Origin of the sequence: uncultured Gilliamella sp., assembly GCA_945271295.1 — a bacterium.
Taxonomy (GTDB): Bacteria; Pseudomonadota; Gammaproteobacteria; order Enterobacterales; family Orbaceae; genus Gilliamella.
Window position 1 is genome coordinate 14472 of record CALYPG010000016.1, and the last position, 24710, is coordinate 39181.

Consider the following 24710-nt stretch of genomic DNA (forward strand, 5'->3'; position numbering starts at 1 on the left):
TTGCAAATAAACAAATTACTTTAATTAAACGAAAAAATAGAAATGATATTAATTATTAAAAATAATCTTTATTTATTATGTTGTTTTCCCCTGTGTGTAAGTTTCTACTTCCTCTTGAGTTGGAGTCATTGAGTAAAATAAGTTCTCATAATCAGTTGCTTTTTCTTTATATTCTAATTTAAAACAAATGTTTGCCATTGTCGCATAAATCCATTTTTTATCATGTCTATCATCAAAATCGGAAGAATTTATTAATTTCGAAAGTAGATCATATAAAGTTGTTCTGGTTTTTAAAGCTGCTATTGTGTAAAAAGTTTTTTGTTCTGAGTTAGATTCGACTCCACATTTTAAATCAAAACAAGCGGCTAAATTCTCACCATTATAGTAGTCTTTTTTGATAATAAATCCGCGAAAGTAATATTCAATAGCTTTATCTAATTGGACTGGATCTTTTGTTAATAACCATAATCGTTTCTGTATCGCACCAGCCAACCCTGTTGTTTCTGGGTCATTTGAAATTTCTGGAGAGAGTTTGGACAGAAGAGTTCTTGCAGTAAGTAGAGACTCAAGTTCGGATGGTTCTTTTGATTTGTATGTGGCTAATACTAATTTTTGTAATATATAGCTTTCGTTTGGTCGTAATTCATGTGCTGATTTGAAGTTATCTACAGCTTTGGTAAATTCCGACAATTTGAAGTAATGCTCACCTTGCTTTATGTACGTAAGTAAATTGTTTTCAATATCGTTTGCATCTTCAATAATTTCTTCAATTTCTTCTTCAGTTAAAATTGGCATTTTTAAGTTTGGCAAAAAACTATATAAAGGGCTATCTACTTCATCAACATTGAAAATATTCGTAATAAGTTCTGATAGTTCTGTTTTAGCTCGTCTAGCTTCTTTTGCTCCAATTTCTTCACCTAAATGTCTATAGTTAAATGTTGAGATATGATTTAAATCGAAAGAGAGTTTACAATCTGATTCTTTCATGATGATTGTTCGGTTTCTTTTCAAAGCGTGTCGAACACCAAGCTCATAAACAGCATTTACATTACCAGTTGATATATCAGCAATAACTAAATCAGCATTTAATAACATGTTGTACATTGGAATATCTATTTTACCACAACCTGAAATTTCATCTGCTCTAAAACAATTAAAACCAGCTGCCTCTACAGCTGGTTTTATAATTTCTGAGTATGTTTCATTTAAATCTACAACTTTACCTGTTTCATAATCGGTTTTTTTACCAAAACCCATCACAACAAAACATTTTTTTTTAGTATCTGTCATTATACATAAGCTCTAATAGTATCGATAATACTTAAACTATTCCAATTAACCATAACTGTTGCATTATCTGATACAACCGCTGGCACTCTTTTCTGCCCCCATGGTTTAACACCTATAATTACTTTTTTTAAATGTACAGCCTCATCTATTTCATATTTAATCCATTCACTATGAGCTGCATACATTCCTGCAAGAATAATTACTCCTTGAGCAGGGTTAATTTGATTTGTAATTCCTGTTTTCAGACCTTTTCTTGTTTTATCTGACAATGGGTCTGTACTTGGCACGCTATAGTTAGCCCAGTCAAAGTTTGATGTGAGATTAAGCCATGAGACCAATTGATTGTAATGATAATCATAAGACCACGCATGGCTTATAAAGAGTTTTCTTTTTTTAAGCTTAGGCATATTTGATTTTACTCTATAATAATCTGTTAAGTTCTACTGTATTTATTAATTTTTTATTATTCACTAATCGTATTATTTAATCTATTTTCTGATATTATACCATGTAAAGTTACTATCAAGTTAACTCTTTTTATTTAATCTCATAGTTGTATGTAACGGTATTCTTTGCAGTGTGATAAACCATAAATTAGGGACATTTTCCAAGAACAAAACATTTATGTAGTGAAGTTAAATTTTATGCTTAAAGCTAAGTGTTGCCGATAAATTGAATTAACTATACACTAAGTTTTATGCTAATCTATAATTTAACCTTTCAGATAAGCGATAATATACTCAATAATCAGATTCACAAGCCAATATTTCCTCTTTATTAATATATAGTAAAAATAATAACTATTTAATTTTATATCATTATTAATAATATCTAAAAATATTAGCGTATAAACTATTAACTTACCCGTGAGTTCATCTACAAGATTAAGATTATGAGTTTGTATGTTAGGAAAAAAGGGAATGGAATCCCTTTTTTATAAGAATTATTTTATTTTTGCAGCTAATTCGATGATTTTCATCGTAACTTCAAATGATTTATGAAAAGATGAAAGAGGAAGAAATTCAAAACAAGAATGGAAGTTATGTGCACCTGTAAAATAATTAGGCGTTGTTAATCCTCTTGCAGAAAGTGCTGAACCGTCTGTACCACCACGCATAGCAATTGTATTTGGTTGAATATTTAATTGTTCAAATGATTGATAAATTAAATCGATTGAGCGGCGATCATTACCTAAATAATTAGCTATATTGCTATAAGTATCAGTAATTTTGCATTCAATTTTTGCTCGAGGGTACTTACGGCTTATAAAATCAACAACTTCTTGTATATACTTTTTACGAGCTTCATATTTTACCAGATCAAAGTCACGAATATTCATCTTCAAGGTTGTAGTACTTTGATTTCCGACAATGTCATTAAACCAGAAATAACCTTCTTTACCTTCAGTATGTTCTGGTGTTTCAAAGCTATCAAAACAGTTAATAATATCGTTTGCCACTCGGATAGGGTTGATTAACACATTTTTTGCAGACATAGGATGGGCTGATACACCCGCTATTTCAATAATTGCAGATCCTGCATTGAATGTTTCATAAACCACTTCGCCTAGTTCACAACAATCTATTGTATAAGCAAAATCAGGTTTAAAACGATTTAAATCTAGTTTTTTAGCCCCATTTAACCCTACCTCCTCATCCGGAACAAAGGCAACATAAATATCGCCATGAGTGTACTTTTGCTGTTGTAGTTGATCTAACATTGTCATTACCACTGCAATTGCTGCTTTATTATCAGCACCAAGTACACTTGTACCATCAGTCACAATAAGCTCTTCATTGAGGTATTTATTCAGTTCTGGATGCTCAGAAACTTTAAACCAAATATCTTTTTGTTTATTCAATAAAATATCTTGACCGGTAAATTTAACTCGTTGAGGATTAATTTTATCCGATAACGCCACATCAACAGTATCAAGATGTGCCACAAAACCAATTTTTGGGGCATTAGGATTATTTCCTGCTAATTTAGCGGTCACAATACTGTGTTCATCTAAGTGAGCTTCTTGTAAATTGAGCTCAATTAATTCTTGCTTGAGCACTTTAGCCAACTCGGTTTGCCCTGGTGTCGAAGGAACATGAGCACACCCAAGTGCACTTTGGCTTGGGATACTGACATAACGTAGAAAACGATTAACTAATTGTTCGGTAATATTCATAATATATGACTCCTTTTATAACTAAAGATTTGCCGGCGGATAAACATAACCACTATCAAAACCAATTGGCAAGCCTAGGAACCAAAATAATAGTAGGTTTATTGTTAATGCAATGAGTAGAGCTGCGGTGTACGGAATCATCATTGAGCTTAAGGTACCAACACCAGTATCTTTGCAATACTGCTGACAATACGCAATGATTAATGGGTAAAAGGCAAACATCGGAGTACTAACATTAACTGCCGAGCTAATACGATAAGCCGCTTGGGTTAATTCAGGCGAAATGCCAACAGACATCAGCATTGGTACAAAAATTGGCGCTAAAATGGCCCATTTAGAAGAGGCTGAGGTAATCAATACATTTAACATACTCGTTAAAATAATAACACCAAAAATCGTTACCACTGATGGCATATTTAATGCCTTTAAAAATTCAGCACCGGCAATCGCAATTAATGTGCCAATTTGTGAATGTGAAAAAACATATAAAAATTGAGCACAGAAAAAAGCAAAGACAATAAATGGAATTAATGATTTAGTGATATTTTCCATTGATTTAACAATATCACGCGATGACTTAAATGTACCGGTTATAAAACCATGTATCAAACCAGGAATAGAAAAAAATAGAAATAATAATGGCACAATAATTTGCATAATAGGTGCTTTATTACTTGTCATACTGCCGTCTGGTGCTCGTAATAATGAGTTTTCTGGTAGTAATAATAAAACAAGACCAATGGCGATAATAAGAAACACTATAGATGCGAATTTAAACGCGCGATTTTCAATAGGACTTATTGCAGGAGAATCAGCAATATTATCCAATTTTAAATCCTTATTCAAAGGCATAGTTGCATTTAAACGTGGTTCAACAATTTTATCTGTAACAAACCAACAAGCTAACAAAACGAAAAAAGTACCACCAAAGCTTAGAAAGTAATTACATAACACATTAACTTGATAGGATGGGTCAATAATTTGTGCTGCACTTTGTGTAAAACCTTGCATTATTGGATCGATGATCGATGGGGTATAACTAGAGCTAAAACCACCGGCTAAACCTGCAAACGCGGCGGCAATACCCGCAAGTGGATGACGGCCTGTCGCATAAAACATCATTGCTGAAACAGGCATCAAGATTACATAAGCTGAATCAGAAGCAATGTGACAAACCATACTCACAAAAATGATTGAAGGCGTGACTAATTTTTTAGGAGTAACCGCAAGTAATTTTTTAAGCAAAACATGAATATAACCACTGCTTTCAGCAATACCGATACCTAGTGTGGCAACAATAGTAATGCCTAAAGGGGGAAATGTCACAAAATTCTGTACCATTTTGGTTAAAAAGGTCACCAAATGATCGGGTGCTAACATATTAACCACAGTTAGTTTTTCTTGGGTAACTGGATTAATGTAATTAAAGCTCACAAATGAAAGTAATAAAGATGCTATAAAACAAATAATTAGAGCATAGAAAAAAAGCGTTGTAACATCGGGGATTTTGTTGCCAATTCGTTCTATTGTATTTAAAAAGCCACCTTTTTTTGCCGGTGACAAATTAGTTGTTTGATTCATATAAAGATTAGTGTAAATATTGTTCGGAACGACAATTTAGCACATAATTTTAAAGCAAGCAAACTGACTATTAGCATCATTTTTTACACTTAAACGTATGCTTAATTTTAAATATTTTTGCATGCATTATTATTTATAAGTGACCATGTTTTCAATTTACCTTGATGTATAAAATCTTAAGTTTATTGAAAAAAGCATGGTGATTTAAAAGAATAATTTGTAGACTATACCTCATTGTGTGTTTTAGGCTCTATTCATGAATCTTCTAAAATCTTTAGCTACAGTTAGTTCAATGACTATGGTTTCACGTGTATTAGGTTTTGTGCGTGATGCCATCATTGCTCGTTTTTTTGGTGCGGGAATGGCAACTGATGCCTTTTTTGTTGCATTTAAATTGCCAAATTTGTTACGACGTATCTTTGCAGAAGGCGCTTTTTCACAAGCATTTGTGCCAATTTTAGCCGAATATAAAAATCTGCAAGGTCCGGAAGCGACACGCACATTTGTAGCATATGTGGCAGGGTTATTAACCTTAGTTTTAGCAATTGTAACGCTGATTGGTGTTGTTGCTGCTCCTTTTGTAATTATGATTACTGCTCCAGGATTTTTACAAGAATCAACCGAAAAATTCGAACTGGCTACGACCTTATTACAAATTACATTCCCTTACATCTTTTTTATTTCTCTTGCCTCGCTAGCTGGTGCAATATTAAACACTTGGAATCGTTTTTCGGTACCGGCTTTTGTGCCAACTTTACTAAATATCAGTATGATTATGTTTACGTTATTTCTAACACCATACTTTAATCCTCCAGTATTGGCGTTGGCTGTTTCAGTTGGCGTAGGTGGCATTTTACAATTACTTTATCAGTTACCGTCTTTGAAAAAGATTGGTATGTTAGTTTTACCGCGTATTAGTTTTAAAGATAGTGGGGTTTGGCGTGTATTAAAACAAATGGGGCCGGCCATTTTGGGCGTATCGGTGGGCCAAATATCATTAATAATTAATACTATTTTTGCTTCATTTTTAATTTCCGGTTCAGTATCTTGGATGTATTATGCTGATCGTCTAATGGAATTTCCTGCTGGTGTGCTAGGCGTGGCATTAGGAACTATTTTATTACCATCGCTAGCTAAAAGCTTTGCTAAAGGTGATCATCAGCAATATTCAGAACTGCTTGATTGGGGATTAAAACTGTGCTTTTTATTAGCATTACCAAGCACAGTTGCTTTAGGGGTCATTTCAAGGCCATTAATATCTACACTATTTGAGTATGGTCAGTTCACTTTAAATGATGCATTAATGACACAACGAGCATTAGTTGCTTACTCTATAGGACTGCTTGGCCTAATTCTAATTAAGGTATTAGCACCAGCTTTTTATTCTCGTCAGGACATTAAAACACCGGTAAAAATCGCTATTTTAACTCTAATTTTGACTCAATTAATGAATCTGGCTTTTATCGGTCCATTAAAACATGCTGGGCTTTCACTATCAATAGGTCTTGCTGCTTGTTTTAATGCCGGATTATTGTTTTGGCAACTACGTAAAAAACAACTGTATCAACCACAACCTGGCTGGCGAGGATTCCTAATTAAAGTGATTATAGCCGTTTTATTCATGTCAGTGGTATTATGGTTTGGTGCACAGTTACTACCTGATTGGTCAACTGGTTCAATGTTGATGCGTATTGCACGATTATTGTTATTGGTGATTGTTGGTATTTTGGTCTATTTTGGTTCACTTATTGCAATGGGATTCAAAATAAAGCATTTCATTAAGCGTATTGACTAAATAACAATAGGATATAGGTGAAATAAAACATGTTAAAAAGTTTCAGGAAAGCATAACGTTTGAGTATAAAATAATACCTACATTCAACATCTAAGTGCGAATCCAGTCAGTAAAAGGCTTCATAAGGTGTTTTAAATCCAAGTAGTTTCGTGAGCGATGATTTAATCGAGCCATAACCATTAAAACCTCTTTATGACTAATCATAGTAAATAGCATTTTCTTAGGGAAATATTGTCTGATTAATCCATTAGTATTTTCATTTTTCCCTTGCTCCAAAGGCAGATATGGATGAGCAAAATAAAATTTACACTTAGAGTTGCTTTGCAACATATTAGTGGTTGGTAAATTACTTACTATTGTTATCTATTATTGTTTAAAAAATTGCAAATTTCTGATTGCGATTTTAAAACTCGAATCTGTTGAAGTAACGTTGACGCCTGTTGGTAGTGCTGTTTTAAGTAAGTAAGCCACTGTTTAATTCGCGCGGAATGATAGAGGGGTTTAACATCTTTTATATTAGTCGTAGCGTAGCGGGTAAGAATTTGCATTACGGCTTGCCAGTCAAAAGCCTTTTCATCAAAACGAATCATATTAGCTAGATTAGGAATAGTTAAAATACCCCGACCAAGCATAATATGATTAGTTTGACTTTGGTTAATACAATTTTGTGCATCAATTTCTGAAAAAATTTCGCCATTGGCGATAACCGGAATCGTTAATCGTTGTTTAATTAGTCCAATAGTATGCCAATCAATTTTATCTGCCTGATAACCATCTTGTTTGGTTCTGCCATGAATCACAATTTCATCCGCTCCGGCTAATTCGATGGCATCAGCGATATCAAAACAGTGTAATTTATCTTCCCAACCTAAACGAATTTTTACTGATAAGGTATGCGTTTTAGTAATAGCTTGTCTAACTTGTTTGACAATATTAAATATCTGCTCAGGGTATTTTAATAAATAAGCACCTCCTTGACTGCCAACTACGGTTTTTGCTGGGCAACCAAAGTTAATATCTACACCAAAGGAGCCTAATTCAATCGCTCTAATAGCATTTTCCGCCATCCACTCTGGTGATTGCCCAAGAAGTTGCACCCGAACTGGCGTACCTGATGTGGTTTGACCTTTATTATATAGTTCAGGACAAAGTCGATAAAAAGTCCGGTTAGTGAGTTTGTGATGAGTGACACGTACAAATTCGGTGACACAATAATCAAATTGATTGATTTCAGTTAAAATTTGTCTGACATTATAATCCAACACCCCTTCCATAGGAGCTAAAATAATTCTCTTATTTTTCATAATGAGATCTTAGGCGAGTTGTTACTGTTACAACCACAAATTAGGCAATTAGCTTGCTTAACTATGGTTACTTGATTAAATTGCATATTCATGACATCAATCATAAGCAAACGGCCAGATAGTGGATTGCCATAATTGGTTAATACTTTTATGGCTTCTAATGCTTGCATTGAACCAAACATACCAACTAAGGGTGCCATTACCCCTGATTCAACACAAGTAAGTTGCTCTTGACCAAATAATCGACTTAAACAGTGGTAGCAAGGCTCGTCATCTTGATAGGTAAAGACCGCTAATAATCCTTCCATACGAATAGCTGCTCCTGAAACTAACGGTGTTTTTGCTGTAAAGCAGCAACGATTAATCTGTTCGCGGGTAGTTAAATTATCAGTACAGTCAATCACAATATTATGTTGTTCAATAAGTGAGGTTAGCTCAATATCATCAAGCTTGCGATTAACCGTTTCAATGATTATATTAGTATTGATATTGATTAATGTTTGTTTAGCTTGCTCGACTTTATATTGATTTACTGATTTTTCAGTATATAAAATCTGCCGATTTAAGTTTGATTTTGATACTGTATCAAAATCAACTAAGGTTAGTTTTCCGACTCCGGCTGAAGTCAAATACAATGAAGCGGAGCAACCAAGTCCACCTAAGCCAACAATGAGCGCTGAACTGTTTTTCAGTGTTTGTTGTTTATCAATATCAAAACCACGTAAAGTGATTTGCCTATCATAACGTAAAAGTTCTTGATCACTAAGCTCTTGCATGGAGTAGACACAGTTATTATTAAAAAACACTATATTATAGCAGAAACTTGGCACAACAAGGTGCCAAGCTATGAGAATTATTTATCAAAACCAGCTAAAAAAGTTAAATACTCTGCTTTGGTCATTAATGGTTTATAGTTAGTCATTAATGTTTTTGCTTGCTCGGCATCATCATAAAGCAGATCAATAATGGTACACGCCATCATTTGTGCCGGACGTATATAAGCCATATCCTCATCAAATACTTTATAGTCTTTTCCATGTAATACACCTCGAATAGATCCAATCCATGGGTGGCTAACAGGCATAATATGTGATAAGTCACCGGTATCGGTGCTACCAGTCATATGGGGGGCGACCCAAACATTTTCTTCACCAATGAGATTACTAGCATTGGTTTGTAATAGATCATTTAGTGTAGGATTGTTTTGTAAAGGTAAATAACCGGGTAAATCCTTGATTTCACATGTTGCGCCCACAGCCATAGCACCAGCTTTAAGCGCTTGATTGATTCGTTCATTGGCATCAATCATTGCTGGTACATTACCTGCACGTACATAGCTTTCCATTCTAACATCACTTGGTACCACATTTACTAAATCACCACCTTGAGTAATAATCGGATGGAATCTAATATAGTCCTTCTCTTGAAATGTTTCACGAATGGCATGTACGCCCATCATTCCCATCATGGCTGCATTTAATGCGTTGACACCAGCGTGAGGTGCCGCCGCCGCATGTGCTGCTTCACCTTTGTATTTTATTAATTTACCAATAAATCCATTGCTGGTAGTCGATATTTCAATAAAACCATTATCACGCTCTATAGGAACACTAGTTAAATGAATTTGCAATGCCATATCAATATCATCAAACTCACCTCGTGAAATTAATTCAGGTTTGCCACCAATATATTTGATTTTACCTTCTTCAATTAATCGATTACGGTAAGTGATTTCTACATATTCTTCTGCAGGCACAGCAAAAGGAACTACATCACCAGCTAAATATTGCATAGCTTCAGAATCAATCAGTCCCATGGTAACAGCCATCATATTAGCAATTTGGGCATTATGACCACAACAGTGAGCAGCACCAGATAAGTCATCAGCAGCAGGGTGATCAGCACAAATAATGGCATCAAGCTCACCAATAACGGCCACACTATATTGGCTACCTTTACCACCTTTTAAGCGGCCTTTAACCCCTGTTAACGCCAATTTGTTTTTAAACGGCACACCTAATTTTTCAAATGCATCTTCAACTTTTTTGGCTGTTTTAGTTTCTTTATAGCCAAGCTCTGGTTCGGACCAGATCGCTTCGGCGATAGCTTTTATATCTGATTTTCGTGCGGCAATTGCCTGACAAACAATTATTTTGAGTTCTTCTTTAGTCATAATTAATTCCTTATCTAACTTAGATAACACCTTCCCAATGTAATGTGATTTGGGCAATTAATGCTGCAAAAATAAAGGTACCTGAAAATACCGCTAAAGAGACAGGAATAATTCGCCATGAAATACTTTTGAATAATGCCAAATCTTTACCAATAGCAAGTCCTGCATAGGCAAGTACAGGGGTACACACAGCGAGCAATGAAACTTGATCTGTAATTGATACTATTATTTCGTGATAAGGAAAAATAGGTGATGAAGCTACCGCTGCTACTACAGACACCCATAAAATTACCGGTAATTTTTTTAAGCCAGGTATTTTACTAATTAATAACCCAACAATTGAGATAACCACTAAGATACCAAGTGCTTGCAGTGAGATAATAAAATCGACTTTATAGCCCACGGTATTACCAGCAGCCATAATAATAGCGACTAAAACAAGTAAAAAAATTGTTTCTAAAATTTTCATTATTAGGCTCCAGTTTTATTACGTCGAAAACGAGCAAGGGTGTTATAAATAAAAGAGGCAAATGGTAGTGAAAATAGAATATAAATATAGATACCAAGTACACTAGACATTAAGTTGGCGGCCGTTGCATAGGCTTTAATTTCACCAGCCATGGTAGGGTAAAGATCGCTAATTGGCGCCAGTGAAGCTGCCATCATACTACCACTACCAACACCAGCGCCCATCGCTAGAGCATAGGGATGAATGATATCTAATTTTGCTATTACACTAGCTAAAATACTCATCCAAATTGCGCCATATAAAGTTCCGCAAACATACATTGCCATTACGCCACGCCCTTCTGGTGAGTCTAAGCCATACTTATCTGCAACGATAGCAATATTCGGTTCACGCGCTACTGAATAAGTTGCTCCAACGGCTTCACGTCCCATACCTAATAGCATAGCAAATGGCAGACCCAATAAAATAGTACCGGCAAAGTGTCCAACTTCTTGAAAAATTAGTGCTAATTTGGCGTTTAAAATATCATTAATTTTAGGACCCACTGCAACCCCAAGTTTGGCAATAAGTAGCATTAAAGTCACAATCATCACGGCACTGGCATTGTGCATATTTTTTTCTTTTAAGATTTTTAATTTTGGAAGGCTAATAATGCCACCAATAATCATGGCATATAGCATTGGATAAAGCGTGACTATCCAGATTGTCGTTCGCCCAATAAACTCACAGATAAGCACAACTATGAGAGCAAGTAAGTGCACTCTATAGTCTTTTAAAATTTCCATACTTAAAGACTCCTTTATTAAATTTTCAGCTGGAAAACTATTGATGATTAAATGATTTATAACCAGTAATTTTTTAAGCTCATTACTATACATAACCTAGAATAGAAGCGTCAATAATGATGAATTGTTTTAATAATACAGGTAACAATATTGAAGTTATAAATAAAATTATTCAAACGATTAGTGAATAAATCACAATAAATGCCTTTATAAGGGTTTTATTTGATTTATAATACCTACAATTTTTATTGGGTTAAATTTAACAGGATATTTTATGCGTTCGATTTATTGTGGGCAGTTAAAAGCATCTCATATTAATCAAGATGTAACATTATGTGGTTGGGTCAATAAGCGCCGCGATTTAGGTGGTATGATTTTTATTGATATGCGCGATCGTGAGGGTATTGTACAAGTCTTTTTTGACCCTGATTACCAACAAGCATATCAATTAGCTAGTGAACTACGTAATGAGTTTTGTATCCAAATTAAAGGTAAAGTAAGAGCAAGGCCAGAAGAGCAAATTAATAAAGATATGGCGACAGGTGAAGTTGAAATTTTGGCGACAGAATTGATGATTTTTAACCGTAGTGACGTCTTACCACTTGATTTTAATCAAAATAACAGTGAAGAACAGCGTTTAAAATACCGCTATATTGATTTACGTCGTCCTGAAATGACAGCAATTTTTAAAACTCGCGCTAAGGTGACTGCTTTTGTACGTTCGTTTATGAATGAGCATGGTTTTTTAGATATTGAAACGCCAATGCTAACCAAAGCTACACCAGAAGGGGCAAGAGATTATTTAGTACCTAGTAGGATTCATAAAGGTGAATTTTATGCGCTGCCACAATCACCACAACTGTTTAAACAATTACTCATGATGTCGGGTTTTGACCGATATTATCAAATAGTTAAATGTTTTCGTGATGAAGATTTAAGAGCTGATCGTCAACCAGAATTCACTCAAATCGATGTTGAAACTTCATTTATGACCGCAGCACAAGTACGTGAAGTGATGGAACAAATGATTCGTGAGCTTTGGTTACATGTGAAAAACGTTGATTTAGGTCAGTTCCCTATCATGACCTATGCTGAGGCAATGCGTCGTTTTGGTAGTGATAAGCCTGATTTACGTAACCCTCTTGAGATCATTGATGTTGCTGATTTAGTTAAAGATGTTGATTTCAAGGTGTTCTCAACACCGGCAAACGATGCCAATGGTCGTGTTGCGTTGTTATGTGTGCCAAATGGTGCTCAGTTAACCCGTAAACAACTCGATGAGTATACTCAGTTCATTTCAATTTATGGTGCCAAAGGTATGGCATGGATCAAAGTAAATGAACGTAGCAAAGGTCTTGAAGGTGTTCAAAGCCCTGTAGCTAAATTCTTTAATGAATCGCAAATGGAAACGCTACTTAATCGTGCGAATGCTAAAGATGGCGATATTTTGCTGTTTGGTGCCGATAGCTATAAAGTTGTGAGTGACGCGTTAGGCGCTTTGCGTTTGAAGGTTGGTAAGGATTTAGGTATAACTGACGAGAGTAAGTGGGCAGTACTTTGGGTAGTGGACTTCCCGATGTTTGAAAAAACTGACGAAGGACTCAGTGCTATGCATCATCCCTTTACTTCGCCGAAGGATTTTACTCCGGAAGATCTGGTCAAAAATCCAGAAAATGCGGTGGCTAATGCCTACGATATGGTCATTAATGGTTATGAAGTTGGAGGCGGTTCAGTACGTATTTATCAACCCGAAATGCAGCAGGCGGTTTTTTCGATTTTAGGTATTGACGAGCATAATCAGCGTGAAAAATTTGGCTTCTTACTTGATGCGTTAAAATATGGTGCGCCACCACATGCTGGACTTGCATTTGGTTTAGATAGATTAACCATGTTATTAACTGGAACTGATAATATTCGCGACGTCATTGCTTTCCCAAAAACAACGGCTGCGACATGTTTGTTAACTGATGCTCCAAGTCCAGCAAATCCAGTCGCCTTATCCGAACTGGGAATTGAAGTTAGCAAAAAACAGTGATGGTTTAATGCAAAAATTTAAAAGACCAGAATCAGTTTTGGTGGTTATTTTTTGCCAAACAACAATGCGTTGTCTTATGTTACAACGCCAGGATGACCCTTGTTTTTGGCAATCTGTTACAGGGAGTTTGGAAGATAATGAATTGCCATATAGTACAGCGATTCGTGAAGTCTTTGAAGAAACAGGAATTGACATTATTAGGCAAGATCTAACGTTAATAGATGCCAATCATATTGTTGAATTTGAGATTTTTCCACAGTTCCGGCATAGATACGCCCCAGATGTAAAAAAAAATAAAGAACATTGGTTTTATCTTCCTCTTTTATATGAGATAACCCCAACACTGACTGAACATTTAGCTTATCAATGGTTGAAGTTTGGTGATGCAGCCAATCTCACCTTATCGCCAAATAATAGTGAGGCTATTGGTAAAATTGAATACTTGATTAAAATGAGTAAGGAGGTAAAAAATGAAAATGAGTCAATGTGCCATCGTTCTATCTAGCTTATTGTTCTTTATTAATAGTAGTAGCGCTGATATAAGTATAAAAAAATGCCAAGCTAGTGAGAGTAGTTACATTTTTTTTGATGAAAGTGATTCTAACCTGGTCGAAAAATTAATTGATTACCAATTACACGACCAGCTTGAAGAACGTGAAAACACTGTCATTAAAATTTTTGCTAATGAGAATGCTGATGATCGTAACTATTGGCTTGCTTCTTTCCAGTTCGATGATCAACAAAAAGAATATTTATTTTATCAAGCAGATCAAAATGAATTTATCCAAATAGACCAAAAACAATTTCAAACTTTATTACCAAAAATTGTTGAATGTAACCGAAATAAACTAGTACCTATATACAGTGAAAATTTTGAAGCTGATTAGTTAGTAAGGCTAAAAACTATAATAGATAGGATAGCAAAACTACTTTAGTCTTATGTTAAAAGAAGTTAACTAGGTAGTAAGGAGTTATTTTGATGAATTTTGCAAATTTCCGTGATTTCCTTGCTCACCTTGAGCAGCAAGGTGAGTTAAAAAGAATTACTTACCCTATTAATCCTTATCTTGAAATGACTGAAATTGCTGATCGGGTATTACGTCGTGAAGGTCCAGCTTTATTATTCGAAAATCCAATCGGTTTCGATATGCCTGTTCTTTGTAATTTATTTGGTAGCGCTAAACGAGTCGCTATGGGAATGGGTAGAGAAGATATCTCTCAATTACGTGAAGTTGGAGAATTTTTGGCTTTTCTGCGGGAACCTGATCCCCCGAAAGGTATTCGACAATTTTTTAACGTATTACCAAAATACAAACAGATCTTAAATATGCCGGTTAAGCATCGCTCATCTGCACCATGTCAGGACATAGTATATAAAGATGAAAAGGTAGATTTAACCCGTTTGCCCATTATGCATTGTTGGCCTGAAGATGTCGCGCCATTGTTGTCATGGGGATTGACTATTACTAAAGGACCTTATAAAGATCGGCAAAATATAGGTATTTATCGTCTGCAATTACTTGGCAAAAATAAGTTAATTATGCGTTGGTTGTCGCACCGCGGTGGAGCCCTTGATTTTGCTGAGTGGCAGCAAGTCCATCCCAATGAAAAATTCCCAATAGCTGTCGCTGTTGGTGCGGATCCGGCGACAATTTTAGCTGCGGTAACTCCGGTGCCCGATACATTATCTGAATATGCTTTTGCTGGTTTATTACGCGGCAAACGAACAGAAGTTGTTAAAGCATTATCAAATGATTTAGATTTACCGGCAACAGCAGAGATTATTCTTGAAGGTTATATTGATCCAAATGAAATCGCTCAAGAAGGCCCATATGGCGACCATACTGGTTATTATAATGAAGTCGAACAATTTTCGGTCTTTACGGTAACTCATTTAACTCATCGGAAAGATGCTATTTATCATTCAACCTATACAGGACGTCCACCAGATGAACCTGCAGTTATGGGATTAGCGTTAAATGAGGTATTTATCCCAATTTTGCAAAAGCAGTTTCCTGAAATTGTTGATTTTTATTTACCGCCTGAAGGTTGTTCTTATCGTATTGCTATTGTTACTATTAAAAAGCAATATCCTGGTCACGCTAAGCGCGTGATGATGGGAGTTTGGTCTTATTTGCGTCAATTTATGTACACCAAATTTGTGATTGTGTGTGATGATGATATTAATGCTCGCGATTGGAAAGATGTTATGTGGGCGATTTCAACCCGTATGGATCCTCATCGTGATACAACTTTTATTGATAATACGCCAATTGATTATCTAGATTTTGCATCACCTATATCTGGTTTAGGTTCAAAAATGGGTCTAGATGCTACTAATAAATGGCCGGGCGAAACAACACGCGAATGGGGAAAGACTATAAAAAAAGATCCTCAAATAGTTGCTCATATCAATGAAATTTGGGATAAACTTGGCTTATAACTTGTATTTTGTATCTGAGTATACTAATCAAGTAATACATTAAATTTTTTAACAAACAAAACTATTCCCTTCTAGCTCAATTATGTATAATTAATACTCAATACATGATAAATATAAAAATATGAAAAGATTTCAAATTTTTGGGTTTTTGTTACTGGTCATTTGTTATGGTGTGATGGCTAGTGAAACTAAAACGCAATCAGATTCAGAGTTGTTTGTTACCGATCCTAGTTCGTTGATTCCTTCCTTGCGAAGATCAGCTGAAGAAGGTAATGCCGATGCTCAATACTCCTTAGGAAATATTTATAAACAAGGGTTAGGCGTTGAAGTTAGTGATATCAGAGCAATATTTTGGTTTAAAAAAGCAGCTGAAAAAGGTTTAGCTAAAGCGCAAAATAATTTAGCTTATATGTATCAAAATGGTTTAGGTACCCATGTTGATTTAAATGAAGCAATCAAATATTTCAAGTTATCAGCTGATCAAAATTATGCATTCGCACAATATAATTTAGCGTTGATGTACCAAAATGGTGAAGGTGTTCCAAAAGATACTACACTAGCGATTGAGTATTTTATTAAAGCAGGAGATCAAGGAATTTTTGATGCTTATCTTAATTTAGGCATTATGTATTTCTTCGGCGATGGGGTAACGCAAGATCGTATGACTGCAGCAGATTGGTTTAGCAAAGCCGCGAAGGGTAATAATCCTGAAGCTCAATATTATTTAGGATTAATGTCTGAACATGGTGATGGTTTGACTCAAGATTACGTCGCTGCCAACTATTTTTATACTCAAGCTGCTGAACGAGGGAATGTACTTGCTATGTATAATTTAGGTATTATGTATGCGACAGGTACAGGAACTAAACCTGACAATGTTCAAGCTGCACATTGGTTTACTAAAGCTGCCGAAGCAGGCAATCCTGATGCACAGTATAATATAGGTGTGATGTATGATGTGGGTGGTGGCGTACCAAAAGATGTTGAAAAAGCGGTGGAATGGTATATTAAAGCTGCTGAGCAAGGAAGTGCTGATGCGCAGTATAATTTGGCGGTGAAATATTTAGAAGGTGAAGGTATTGAGAAAAATGAAAGACGTGCCATTTATTGGTTTACCAAAGCCAGTGAGCAGGGCGATATAGATGCTAAAGCTTATTTGGATGAACTATTAACAATAAAATAAAAGGGCTAATGCCCTTTTATTTTATCCTGAGTTACGCATACCTGCGGCAATACCTGATATAGTAATCATCAATCCTTGTTCTACCGTTGTATTTTCATTGTAATTATGTTGACGGGAACGACTTAATAATTCAGCTTGTAGTAAATTTAAAGGTTCGATATAGGTATTACGTAAAGCTACTGATTCTGCAATCCACGGTAAGTCTGCCATCAAACTAATATCATCAGTAATACTTAACACAGTATTGATATCTTGGGTTAATAAATTACGAAGCTCTTCGCCGATAGGCCACATAATTGGATCGACTAATCGTTGTTCATAATATTCATGGATGTGAGGCGCTGCTTTTGCATATACCATTTCAAGCATACCTAAACGAGCATTAAAAAAAGGCCATTTATGATACATTTCTTGCAGTAGATTTTTTTTACCTTCATCAATAATCAATTTTAGTGCACTACCCGCACCAAGCCAGGATGGTACCATCAAGCGGTTTTGCGTCCAAGCAAAAATCCATGGGATAGCTCGTAAGCTTTCAATACCTCCACCAGTTCGTCGTTTTTGCGGTCTTGAGCCGAGAGGTAATCTTCCTAATTCGGCTTCAGGCGTTACTGCTCTGAAGTAATCCACAAATTCAGCACGTTCACGCACATAGCTACGATAACAACGACATGAAATATCTGACATTTCATCCATAATTTCGCGCCATGTTTGTTTTGGTTCTGGTGGTGGCAATAAATTAGCTTGTAAAATTGCTGAAGCATAAAGCATTAAACTACTCAGTGTGACTTCTGGTAAGCCAAGTTTAAAACGGATCATTTCACCTTGCTCAGTCACACGAAGTCCACCTTTTAATGAACCTGGTGGCTGTGAAAGTAAGGCCGCGTGAGCTGGTGCTCCGCCTCGACCAATTGAGCCGCCACGACCATGGAATAATACAAGATTAATATTATATTTTTCAAACAAGTTTACTAATTCTTCTTGTGATCGATATTGTGCCCAAGATGCTGCAAGTGTTCCTGCATCTTTGGCTGAATCAGAATAACCGATCATGACCATTTGTTTACCTTGGATTTTTTCTCGATACCAAGGAATATCTAAAAGCCTTTGCATCACAGTTTTAGCATTATTTAAATCATCTAATGTTTCAAATAATGGAGCAACGGGAATATTCTTTTCGCAATTGACAATTTTCAATAATAAATAAACAGCTAATATATCTGAAGGTGCTTTAGCCATTGAGATAACATAACAAGCAATGGATTCTTCGCCTGCTTTTTTAATAACACGACAAGTGTCTAATACTTCTTGAACCAATTCATCTGGTTGCCAATTATACGGTAATAAAGGGCGATTAGATTGCAGCTCGGTTAATAGAAATTCTTGTTTTTCTTGTTCTGACCATTTGGCATAGCTACCTAAATTAAGCTCTTTAGTTAAGGCATCTAAGGCTTCAGTATGAACAGAGCTATCTTGGCGAATATCTAGTCTTACTAATTGGAGACCAAAGCTTTTTATACGTCGTAGTGTATCGAGCAAAGGCCCATGAGCGATAGTCGACATGCCATTATCTATTAATGATTCATAACAGGTATAGAGTGGCGTCCATAATTGTTCGTTCTTAATTAAAATATCGGCAGGTGCTAATACTTGTTCATTATTAAGTAGAGATACAATATAACTATGCGTTTTAACCAAGCGAGCTCGAAGTTGTTTCATTATGGCTCGGTAGGGTTCAGAGGCTGATTTATTATGTTCATCTAACAAATCGATGACAGATTGACTACATTCTGTCATGGATAATTCACGAACCAATATTTGAATATCAGCTAAAAATAATTCAATAGCTTTCAATCTGGCTTGTAACAGAACTTTGCCAGTTACTTTTGCTGTTACGTTCGGATTGCCATCGCGATCCCCCCCCATCCAGGAAGTAAATTTTACCGGAACATGATCAACGGGTAATTGCTCATCAAATGCATCAACTAATTGATCATTAAATTCTCGTAAAAATAATGGGACACCCTCCCATAGGCTATCTTCAATAACTGAGAATCCCCATTTTGCCTCATCAATTGGAGTAGGTCGTTTTTTTCTAATTTCATCGGTATACCATGCTTGGCAGACAAGCTGTTTTAAGCGTCGCATAATACGATCAATTTCATAATCGGCTAAATCGTTATGATCAAGTTGTGACAGGCAATTATTGATCGCCGTATAGGTATTAATCATCGTTCTGCGATTGATTTCAGTTGGATGAGCAGTTAAAACTAGTTCAATAGATAAATTTTGAATCGCTTGGTAAATGGTCTGATTTGAAAAATTAAGGCTTTTTAAGGTGGCAAATAGTTCCTTCATTTTTTGCGGACTATTAGAAGCTTCTCCATGCGGGGAAATACCATAATATTCTGCTGCAATATTAACTAAATTTAAAAATTGATTAAATGCTCGAGCGACATGTAACAAATCATCATCATTGAGATTCTCGATTAAATTTAATAACTCATTATGAGCTTGTTTATTTCCTTGTTGGGCTGATTTTGACAATTGCCTGACTTGTTCAACTAGCTCAAATGTTTCATTACCGGTAGCACGTTTGATTGCATCACCAAGCAAAGTACCTAACATATTGACGTTGCTTCGCATAGAGGAGTATTCGGTGTTCATTATGTTCTCTTTCTTGTTTTTATTATACTAAAGTCACGCAGTTGTATGCTTTTGTAGCTTTTAACTTACAATTGCAGTTTTTTTTTACGTAGTTTGAGTATAATAGAATGTCACAGTATCTAAGATAGATACTTTATAACAATACTACATTGAATTTAAATCATAAAATTTTATATTGTTAACTTTTTTAATTGTTTTAATTATATTAATAGTGATATGTCAAATACTAAAAGCGGCTCATTGACTTAAAATTTTTTAGTGTATTATTTTGTTTATAATTGTTTTTTTATGGATAAGTAGTAAGTAAATTGTATCTTGCCGTAATTTGAGTATATACTAACAATATGAGAAATATAACTTGGGTTATTTAATGGTCGTTGTTTTTTACATCGCGTCAATTATTGCAGTTTTTTCGAGTATAAAAGTCATTAGTTGTTTACGTGTCGATAAGGCTATTTTGTACCTTGTTATTTCACTTTTTGCATCAGCCTTAATATTTATTCTTCTTGGTACTTACATCTCTGCTCTGTTGTATATTATCTTATTTATTGGTGGTACAGCCACGCTATTTTTGGCTGTTGCAAGCATTCTAAAAATCCATGTTGATAATGTTGAAGATAGTAAGCGAGGCATTAGCCCAAAAATTTGGTTAGGACCATTAATCTTAGCCTTTATTCTATTCGTTGCCCTTATTTATGGTATAGTAAGTACTGACTATACAAGCCTAAAAGATACACATGAATTACTGCATGAAATGTCTTTATATGCATATATCTTGATGGTTGAACTTGCTATTTTTCTATTATTTGGTGCAATTGTTATTGCTTATCATTTTATGCGTCGCCTTTTATCGGAGTAGTAATATGATTCCACTTATGCATAGTCTTATTTTTGCGTCGGTTTTATTCGTGATAGGTCTATTGGGTGTAATGATTCGCCGTAATTTCTTTTTTTTGTTACTTAGCTTGATAATTATGAATAATGGCGTAATTATTGCGTTAGTTTCGGCCGGTAGCTATTGGCAACAATCAGATGGTCAAGTGTTAGTTATTTTAGCTATGATTACTGTGTTAGGTCAGGTTTGTGTTGGACTTGCTCTGTTGATGAAATTACTCTATCGTCGAAAGATCTTCAATATTGATTCTTTGAGTGAAATGAAAGGATGAATTTACTTTATTTAATAATTATTGTTCCATTGCTCTCTTTTTTATTATTAGTTTGCTTCGGACGCCATATTCGGTCAATTAATGTAATTATTATTGGCATCAGTACTATGTCGATGGTTGCGTTAATTACCCTGTTTGCCTGTATTGATTATAGTGTTAATAGTGTGCCGGATATGACTTTGATCTACACTCGACCATTGTGGCACTGGTTTTCGATTGGTGATTTTATTATTCCTATTACTGTTGTTCTAGACGGTCTATCATTAGCTTTTTTAGTCATGATCGTTTTTTTTGGTTTGTTAATCTATTTTTTTGCTGCTTGTTATTTAACCTCGAAAAAAGATATTTATACTTTTTATGCTTATAGTAATTTATTAATCACTAGCATATTAACTATCGTCTTAGTGGATAACCTTTTTGTTATGTTAATTGGTTGGGAAGGGGTAAGTTTAAGTACTTATTTATTGATTGGTATTTACTATAAACAACTGCGTAATAGTTTTGCAGCAGTTAAAGCATTTGTTCTTATGCATTTAACTGATGTTTTTTTTATTGTCGGTATTTTCTTAATTTATCAAACCTTAGCTACTTTAAATATCCGTGATGTACTTACCCAAGCACATGATAATTTAGCGATTGATTCTGAAATTATATTTTGGATAACGTTAATGTTATTGTTAGGTGCAATAAGTAAATCAGCTCTTTTTCCTATGCACTCTTGGTTTACTGAAACAATTTTAGCGCCAATGCCAGCAGTTGCCTTAATGCAATCTTCTACTGTTATACTAGCAGGAGTATATTTAATCTTAAGATTAAGTAATTTGTTTATGATGTCGAGTGATACTCTAGTTATTATGACTGCCATTTCATCATTAACGGTACTATTTGCTAGCACTATTTCTTTAGTGCAAAATGATATCAAACGCATTGTTACTTATATTAACTTAGCGCAAATTAGTTATCTATTTTTGGCTTTTTCAACTCAAAGTTGGCGTTTATCACTTAATTGCTTGATTAATTATGCTATGACAAGTACGTTGCTGGTGTTGGCATCTGCGATTTTAATTAAAAAATGTAATGGCGAACGAGATATTAATAAACTAGGTGGTTTAGCTAAAACTTTTCCATTTTTATATGCGGTGTTTTTATTGATAATGATGTCATTAAGTTCAATGCCTTGGCTTTCAGCATCATTTTATATTAAAGGTGACATTATTTGGGGCGTGATGACTCAAAAAAGTTTAGTGGCAGGAACAATTGGCTTACTTGGCATTTTATTATCAAGCTTAAGTATTTGGCGTTTAATTTTTATGGTATTTTACCATAAACAAAAGGTTCGCGATTTATCCGATACTAAATGGATAAGTTATTTATTCTTGATTATATTAATAATATTTACTACTGCTACGTTTATCTATTTTCCTTTACCAATACAAGGAATTATTCCGATTGCAGATTTAAAAACTGATGGCCAGTTGCCATTTCAGTTGTTATTAGCAGCAGTTACTTTGTTAAGTTTTTTAATTGCTTATACTTTCTATGCCCATCCAAATAGTGAAGTACAAGAAATATTAAATACACCAATGGTCAAATATTTTATGCGTTTGTGTAGTAGTGATTGGTGTTTTGATGCTTTATTACATACTGTATTTGTCAAACCTTATACTTATTTAGCTAATATTTTCAGAAGAGATCCTCTAGCTATATGGGATAACTGGATTTTAAAAGGGATTAAGAAAATAAATACCAGTGTTGTTAGCTTAGAAAATGGTCATCTTAGATGGTATATGGTATCTATTGTAATAGGTAGTATTATAATTTTAATGTTACTCGTTTTTATTTAATAAAGGTGTGATTTATCGATGTTGGTATTGCTTGTATTTTTACCTGTGATAGGCGGACTTTTGGCTTGGTTATGCCATGTATATATACAGCGGATAGAACTGTCTGCTCACGCCATAACTCGTTGGAATAAATTACCAACCGTTGTTGCTTTTGTAACAATTGTGCTTTCGCTTTTAATAGCAATAATTTTATGGGTTGATGCAATAGCTGCTTTGCGACAAGGTGCTAGTTGGTTACAACAATTTGACATCGAATGGATTCCATTATTAGGCATTCGTTTCCATCTAGTATTAGATGGTTTTTCGATTATTATGATTACTTTAAGTCTATTTGTAGTATTGTTAACACTTATCTATTCCACAAAAGAGAACCTGAGTAATTTAGGTCTATTTTATCTCTGTGTATTATTTATGACATCAGCTGTCATAATGCTATTAGTGATAACTGATTTATTTTTGCTGTTCTTTTTCTGGGAAGCAGTGGCAATTCCAATCTATTTTTTAATATCGCTATGGGGAAGGCGAGATTCAAGTTCGCAATTACGTTTTAATGGAGCTAGTAAATTTTTAATTTATACTCAAATTAGTAGTTTATTAATGTTAATTTCAATCGTATCGTTAGCGTTAATTAATTGGAATCTGACAAGCCATTGGACTTTTGATTATCAAATTTTGACTAAAACGCCTATTTCAAGTTATGTAGAGTTTTTATTGATGCTTGGATTTTTAGCTGCCTTTATCGTACGTATTCCATTTGTGCCATTTCATGGTTGGTTTATTCAAGCTCATATAGAATCTTCTACAACAGGCTCAATGATGATAAGTGGTTTATTACTAAATACTGCAACCTATGGCCTATTAAGAATAGTTATTCCTCTTTTCCCCAATGCGTCAATGATTATCATGCCAGTAATGCTATTACTTGCTGTACTTACGGTTATTTATGCTGCATTACTTGCCTTTAATCAGACAGATATTAAAAAATTAATAGCTTATGTCCACATAGCTTTAATGGGATTTGTTACAGCGATAATCTACAGTAGTTCTGTGGTTGCTTTTCAAGGTGTAGTTATACAGATGATTGCGGTTAATCTTGCCATAATAGGTATGTTTATCATTAGTGGATTATTAGTTGAGTGCTATTCAACACGTAATATCAGCCAATTTACTGGTCTGAAAGAGCATGTACAATATCTTTCCACTTTCACATTGTTTTTTATGTTAGCTGTTTTAGGCATCCCTGGTACTGCCAATTTTGTGGGTAATTTTATGATGCTAATTGGTAGTTACGATTCATTTTCTTATTATACTATTTTACTTATTATTGGCTTGTTATTGCTTTCCATTTCATTGATTGTAAGAATGCAGCCGATTTTTTACAGTGTTACTGATAATGAATTAGTCGTAAAACATTCTTTAGCTAAAAAAGATATTTTCTTATTAGTCAGTATATTAGGTTTGTTGGTCTTTATTGGTTTATATCCTCAAGAGGTTTTAGATATGTCTTACTCTGTTATGAATCAAACCCAACAATATATAGTTGCAGAACGAGTGGGAGATTAATAACATATGATTGCTTTATCGTCTGTGTATATTTTAAGTTTTGCTATCATAATGTTAATCTCACATGCGGTTGCTCTATCGCCTTTGTTTATTTTAGCCTTAGCTATTGTAGTATTATTGTTCGTAGTATTAATTTTTAAAATAGACACGAAATGGTGTGCTATTTTGACAATAGTTAGCTTAATTTGTGCTTTGATATTTACTCTTATAATTGGATATAAAATTTCAGTTAATTC

At 34.6% G+C, this 24710-nt stretch carries 20 protein-coding genes and 1 pseudogene; 10 read left to right on the top strand and 11 right to left on the bottom strand.

Annotated elements, in window-relative coordinates:
* Positions 1-75: 75 nt before the first annotated feature.
* The 4 genes from Q0K76_RS08740 to Q0K76_RS08755 all read right to left on the bottom strand — a co-directional run bounded on the left by Q0K76_RS08740 (position 76) and on the right by Q0K76_RS08755 (position 5047).
* A complete protein-coding gene (locus tag Q0K76_RS08740; RefSeq protein WP_294614455.1) occupies positions 76-1290 on the bottom strand; it encodes a tetratricopeptide repeat-containing protein in 1215 nt (404 codons plus the stop codon).
* Positions 1290-1697, bottom strand: coding sequence for a TIR domain-containing protein (locus tag Q0K76_RS08745; protein WP_294614458.1), 408 nt, complete (start codon positions 1695-1697; stop codon positions 1290-1292). Before Q0K76_RS08745 ends, Q0K76_RS08740 begins: the two co-directional genes overlap by 1 nt.
* 536 nt (positions 1698-2233) lie before the next feature.
* Positions 2234-3466 (bottom strand): peptidase T, encoded by a 1233-nt coding sequence (pepT, locus tag Q0K76_RS08750; protein ID WP_294614461.1) that lies wholly within the window; start codon positions 3464-3466, stop codon positions 2234-2236.
* Positions 3467-3487: 21 nt separating this feature from the next.
* Complete coding sequence (locus tag Q0K76_RS08755; RefSeq protein ID WP_294614464.1) at positions 3488-5047, bottom strand: AbgT family transporter; 1560 nt, start codon at positions 5045-5047, stop codon at positions 3488-3490.
* A gap of 256 nt (positions 5048-5303) precedes the next feature.
* On the opposite strand from Q0K76_RS08755, the gene murJ reads away from it, so the two are divergent.
* A complete protein-coding gene (gene murJ, locus Q0K76_RS08760; protein ID WP_294614467.1) occupies positions 5304-6842 on the top strand; it encodes a murein biosynthesis integral membrane protein MurJ in 1539 nt (512 codons plus the stop codon).
* 147 nt (positions 6843-6989) lie between these two features.
* Here the strand turns inward: murJ and Q0K76_RS08765 are convergent.
* The 6 genes and pseudogenes from Q0K76_RS08765 to Q0K76_RS08790 all read right to left on the bottom strand — a co-directional run.
* A pseudogene (locus tag Q0K76_RS08765) lies at positions 6990-7115 on the bottom strand (IS30 family transposase); the annotation flags it as partial.
* Between the two features lie 86 nt (positions 7116-7201).
* A complete protein-coding gene (gene dusC / locus Q0K76_RS08770) occupies positions 7202-8146 on the bottom strand; it encodes a tRNA dihydrouridine(16) synthase DusC (protein ID WP_294614470.1) in 945 nt (314 codons plus the stop codon).
* Positions 8143-8922: a molybdopterin-synthase adenylyltransferase MoeB gene (locus Q0K76_RS08775; protein ID WP_294614473.1), complete on the bottom strand. Its 780-nt coding sequence runs from the start codon at positions 8920-8922 to the stop codon at positions 8143-8145. Before Q0K76_RS08775 ends, dusC begins: the two co-directional genes overlap by 4 nt.
* Positions 8923-8999: 77 nt before the next feature.
* Positions 9000-10319, bottom strand: a complete 1320-nt coding sequence (locus Q0K76_RS08780) for an amidohydrolase (protein WP_294614477.1) — start codon at positions 10317-10319, stop codon at positions 9000-9002.
* 19 nt (positions 10320-10338) lie between these two features.
* Positions 10339-10788, bottom strand: a complete 450-nt coding sequence (locus Q0K76_RS08785; RefSeq protein WP_294614480.1) for a hypothetical protein — start codon at positions 10786-10788, stop codon at positions 10339-10341.
* Between the two features lie 2 nt (positions 10789-10790).
* Complete coding sequence (locus Q0K76_RS08790) at positions 10791-11573, bottom strand: DUF3100 domain-containing protein (RefSeq protein WP_294614482.1); 783 nt, start codon at positions 11571-11573, stop codon at positions 10791-10793.
* A 274-nt stretch (positions 11574-11847) separates the two neighbouring features.
* On the opposite strand from Q0K76_RS08790, the gene aspS reads away from it, so the two are divergent.
* From aspS to Q0K76_RS08815, 5 genes are all read left to right on the top strand, one after another.
* A complete protein-coding gene (aspS, locus tag Q0K76_RS08795) occupies positions 11848-13608 on the top strand; it encodes an aspartate--tRNA ligase (protein ID WP_294614485.1) in 1761 nt (586 codons plus the stop codon).
* 7 nt (positions 13609-13615) lie between these two features.
* Positions 13616-14113 (top strand): dihydroneopterin triphosphate diphosphatase, encoded by a 498-nt coding sequence (gene nudB / locus Q0K76_RS08800; protein ID WP_294614566.1) that lies wholly within the window; start codon positions 13616-13618, stop codon positions 14111-14113.
* Complete coding sequence (locus tag Q0K76_RS08805) at positions 14079-14495, top strand: hypothetical protein (protein ID WP_294614488.1); 417 nt, start codon at positions 14079-14081, stop codon at positions 14493-14495. The genes nudB and Q0K76_RS08805 overlap by 35 nt, the downstream gene beginning before the upstream one ends.
* A 92-nt stretch (positions 14496-14587) precedes the next feature.
* Positions 14588-16051 (top strand): 4-hydroxy-3-polyprenylbenzoate decarboxylase, encoded by a 1464-nt coding sequence (ubiD, locus tag Q0K76_RS08810; protein WP_294614489.1) that lies wholly within the window; start codon positions 14588-14590, stop codon positions 16049-16051.
* A 121-nt stretch (positions 16052-16172) separates the two neighbouring features.
* Positions 16173-17234 carry an SEL1-like repeat protein gene (locus Q0K76_RS08815; RefSeq protein WP_294614491.1) on the top strand — a complete coding sequence of 354 codons (1062 nt, stop codon included), beginning with the start codon at positions 16173-16175 and terminating at the stop codon, positions 17232-17234.
* 21 nt (positions 17235-17255) lie between these two features.
* Here the strand turns inward: Q0K76_RS08815 and ppc are convergent, their stop codons facing one another.
* Positions 17256-19901: a phosphoenolpyruvate carboxylase gene (gene ppc / locus Q0K76_RS08820; RefSeq protein ID WP_294614494.1), complete on the bottom strand. Its 2646-nt coding sequence runs from the start codon at positions 19899-19901 to the stop codon at positions 17256-17258.
* Positions 19902-20271: 370 nt separating this feature from the next.
* Here ppc and Q0K76_RS08825 point away from each other — a divergent pair, with 370 nt between their 5' ends.
* Genes Q0K76_RS08825 through Q0K76_RS08840 form a run of 4 tightly spaced genes read left to right on the top strand, consistent with a single transcriptional unit; the run spans position 20272 to position 24474 of the window.
* The gene (locus Q0K76_RS08825) at positions 20272-20760 is read left to right on the top strand and encodes an NADH-quinone oxidoreductase subunit J (protein ID WP_294614497.1); all 489 of its coding nucleotides are present in this window, start codon (positions 20272-20274) and stop codon (positions 20758-20760) included.
* A gap of 4 nt (positions 20761-20764) precedes the next feature.
* Positions 20765-21067 carry an NADH-quinone oxidoreductase subunit NuoK gene (gene nuoK / locus Q0K76_RS08830; RefSeq protein ID WP_294614500.1) on the top strand — a complete coding sequence of 101 codons (303 nt, stop codon included), beginning with the start codon at positions 20765-20767 and terminating at the stop codon, positions 21065-21067.
* Positions 21064-22911, top strand: a complete 1848-nt coding sequence (locus Q0K76_RS08835) for an NADH-quinone oxidoreductase subunit L (RefSeq protein ID WP_294614503.1) — start codon at positions 21064-21066, stop codon at positions 22909-22911. The genes nuoK and Q0K76_RS08835 overlap by 4 nt, the downstream gene beginning before the upstream one ends.
* Positions 22912-22929: 18 nt before the next feature.
* On the top strand, positions 22930-24474 hold the full coding sequence (locus Q0K76_RS08840) for an NADH-quinone oxidoreductase subunit M (protein ID WP_294614506.1): 1545 nt from the start codon (positions 22930-22932) through the stop codon (positions 24472-24474).
* Positions 24475-24710 lie beyond the last annotated feature (236 nt).

Coding starts and splice junctions, on each gene's coding strand:
- Q0K76_RS08740 (WP_294614455.1), bottom strand. CDS start 1,290: ATGACAGATACTAAAAAAAAATGTTTTGTTGTGATGGGTTTTGGTAAA.
- Q0K76_RS08745 (WP_294614458.1), bottom strand. CDS start 1,697: ATGCCTAAGCTTAAAAAAAGAAAACTCTTTATAAGCCATGCGTGGTCT.
- pepT (WP_294614461.1), bottom strand. CDS start 3,466: ATGAATATTACCGAACAATTAGTTAATCGTTTTCTACGTTATGTCAGT.
- Q0K76_RS08755 (WP_294614464.1), bottom strand. CDS start 5,047: ATGAATCAAACAACTAATTTGTCACCGGCAAAAAAAGGTGGCTTTTTA.
- murJ (WP_294614467.1), top strand. CDS start 5,304: ATGAATCTTCTAAAATCTTTAGCTACAGTTAGTTCAATGACTATGGTT.
- dusC (WP_294614470.1), bottom strand. CDS start 8,146: ATGAAAAATAAGAGAATTATTTTAGCTCCTATGGAAGGGGTGTTGGAT.
- Q0K76_RS08775 (WP_294614473.1), bottom strand. CDS start 8,922: ATGCAAGAGCTTAGTGATCAAGAACTTTTACGTTATGATAGGCAAATC.
- Q0K76_RS08780 (WP_294614477.1), bottom strand. CDS start 10,319: ATGACTAAAGAAGAACTCAAAATAATTGTTTGTCAGGCAATTGCCGCA.
- Q0K76_RS08785 (WP_294614480.1), bottom strand. CDS start 10,788: ATGAAAATTTTAGAAACAATTTTTTTACTTGTTTTAGTCGCTATTATT.
- Q0K76_RS08790 (WP_294614482.1), bottom strand. CDS start 11,573: ATGGAAATTTTAAAAGACTATAGAGTGCACTTACTTGCTCTCATAGTT.
- aspS (WP_294614485.1), top strand. CDS start 11,848: ATGCGTTCGATTTATTGTGGGCAGTTAAAAGCATCTCATATTAATCAA.
- nudB (WP_294614566.1), top strand. CDS start 13,616: ATGCAAAAATTTAAAAGACCAGAATCAGTTTTGGTGGTTATTTTTTGC.
- Q0K76_RS08805 (WP_294614488.1), top strand. CDS start 14,079: ATGAAAATGAGTCAATGTGCCATCGTTCTATCTAGCTTATTGTTCTTT.
- ubiD (WP_294614489.1), top strand. CDS start 14,588: ATGAATTTTGCAAATTTCCGTGATTTCCTTGCTCACCTTGAGCAGCAA.
- Q0K76_RS08815 (WP_294614491.1), top strand. CDS start 16,173: ATGAAAAGATTTCAAATTTTTGGGTTTTTGTTACTGGTCATTTGTTAT.
- ppc (WP_294614494.1), bottom strand. CDS start 19,901: ATGAACACCGAATACTCCTCTATGCGAAGCAACGTCAATATGTTAGGT.
- Q0K76_RS08825 (WP_294614497.1), top strand. CDS start 20,272: ATGGTCGTTGTTTTTTACATCGCGTCAATTATTGCAGTTTTTTCGAGT.
- nuoK (WP_294614500.1), top strand. CDS start 20,765: ATGATTCCACTTATGCATAGTCTTATTTTTGCGTCGGTTTTATTCGTG.
- Q0K76_RS08835 (WP_294614503.1), top strand. CDS start 21,064: ATGAATTTACTTTATTTAATAATTATTGTTCCATTGCTCTCTTTTTTA.
- Q0K76_RS08840 (WP_294614506.1), top strand. CDS start 22,930: ATGTTGGTATTGCTTGTATTTTTACCTGTGATAGGCGGACTTTTGGCT.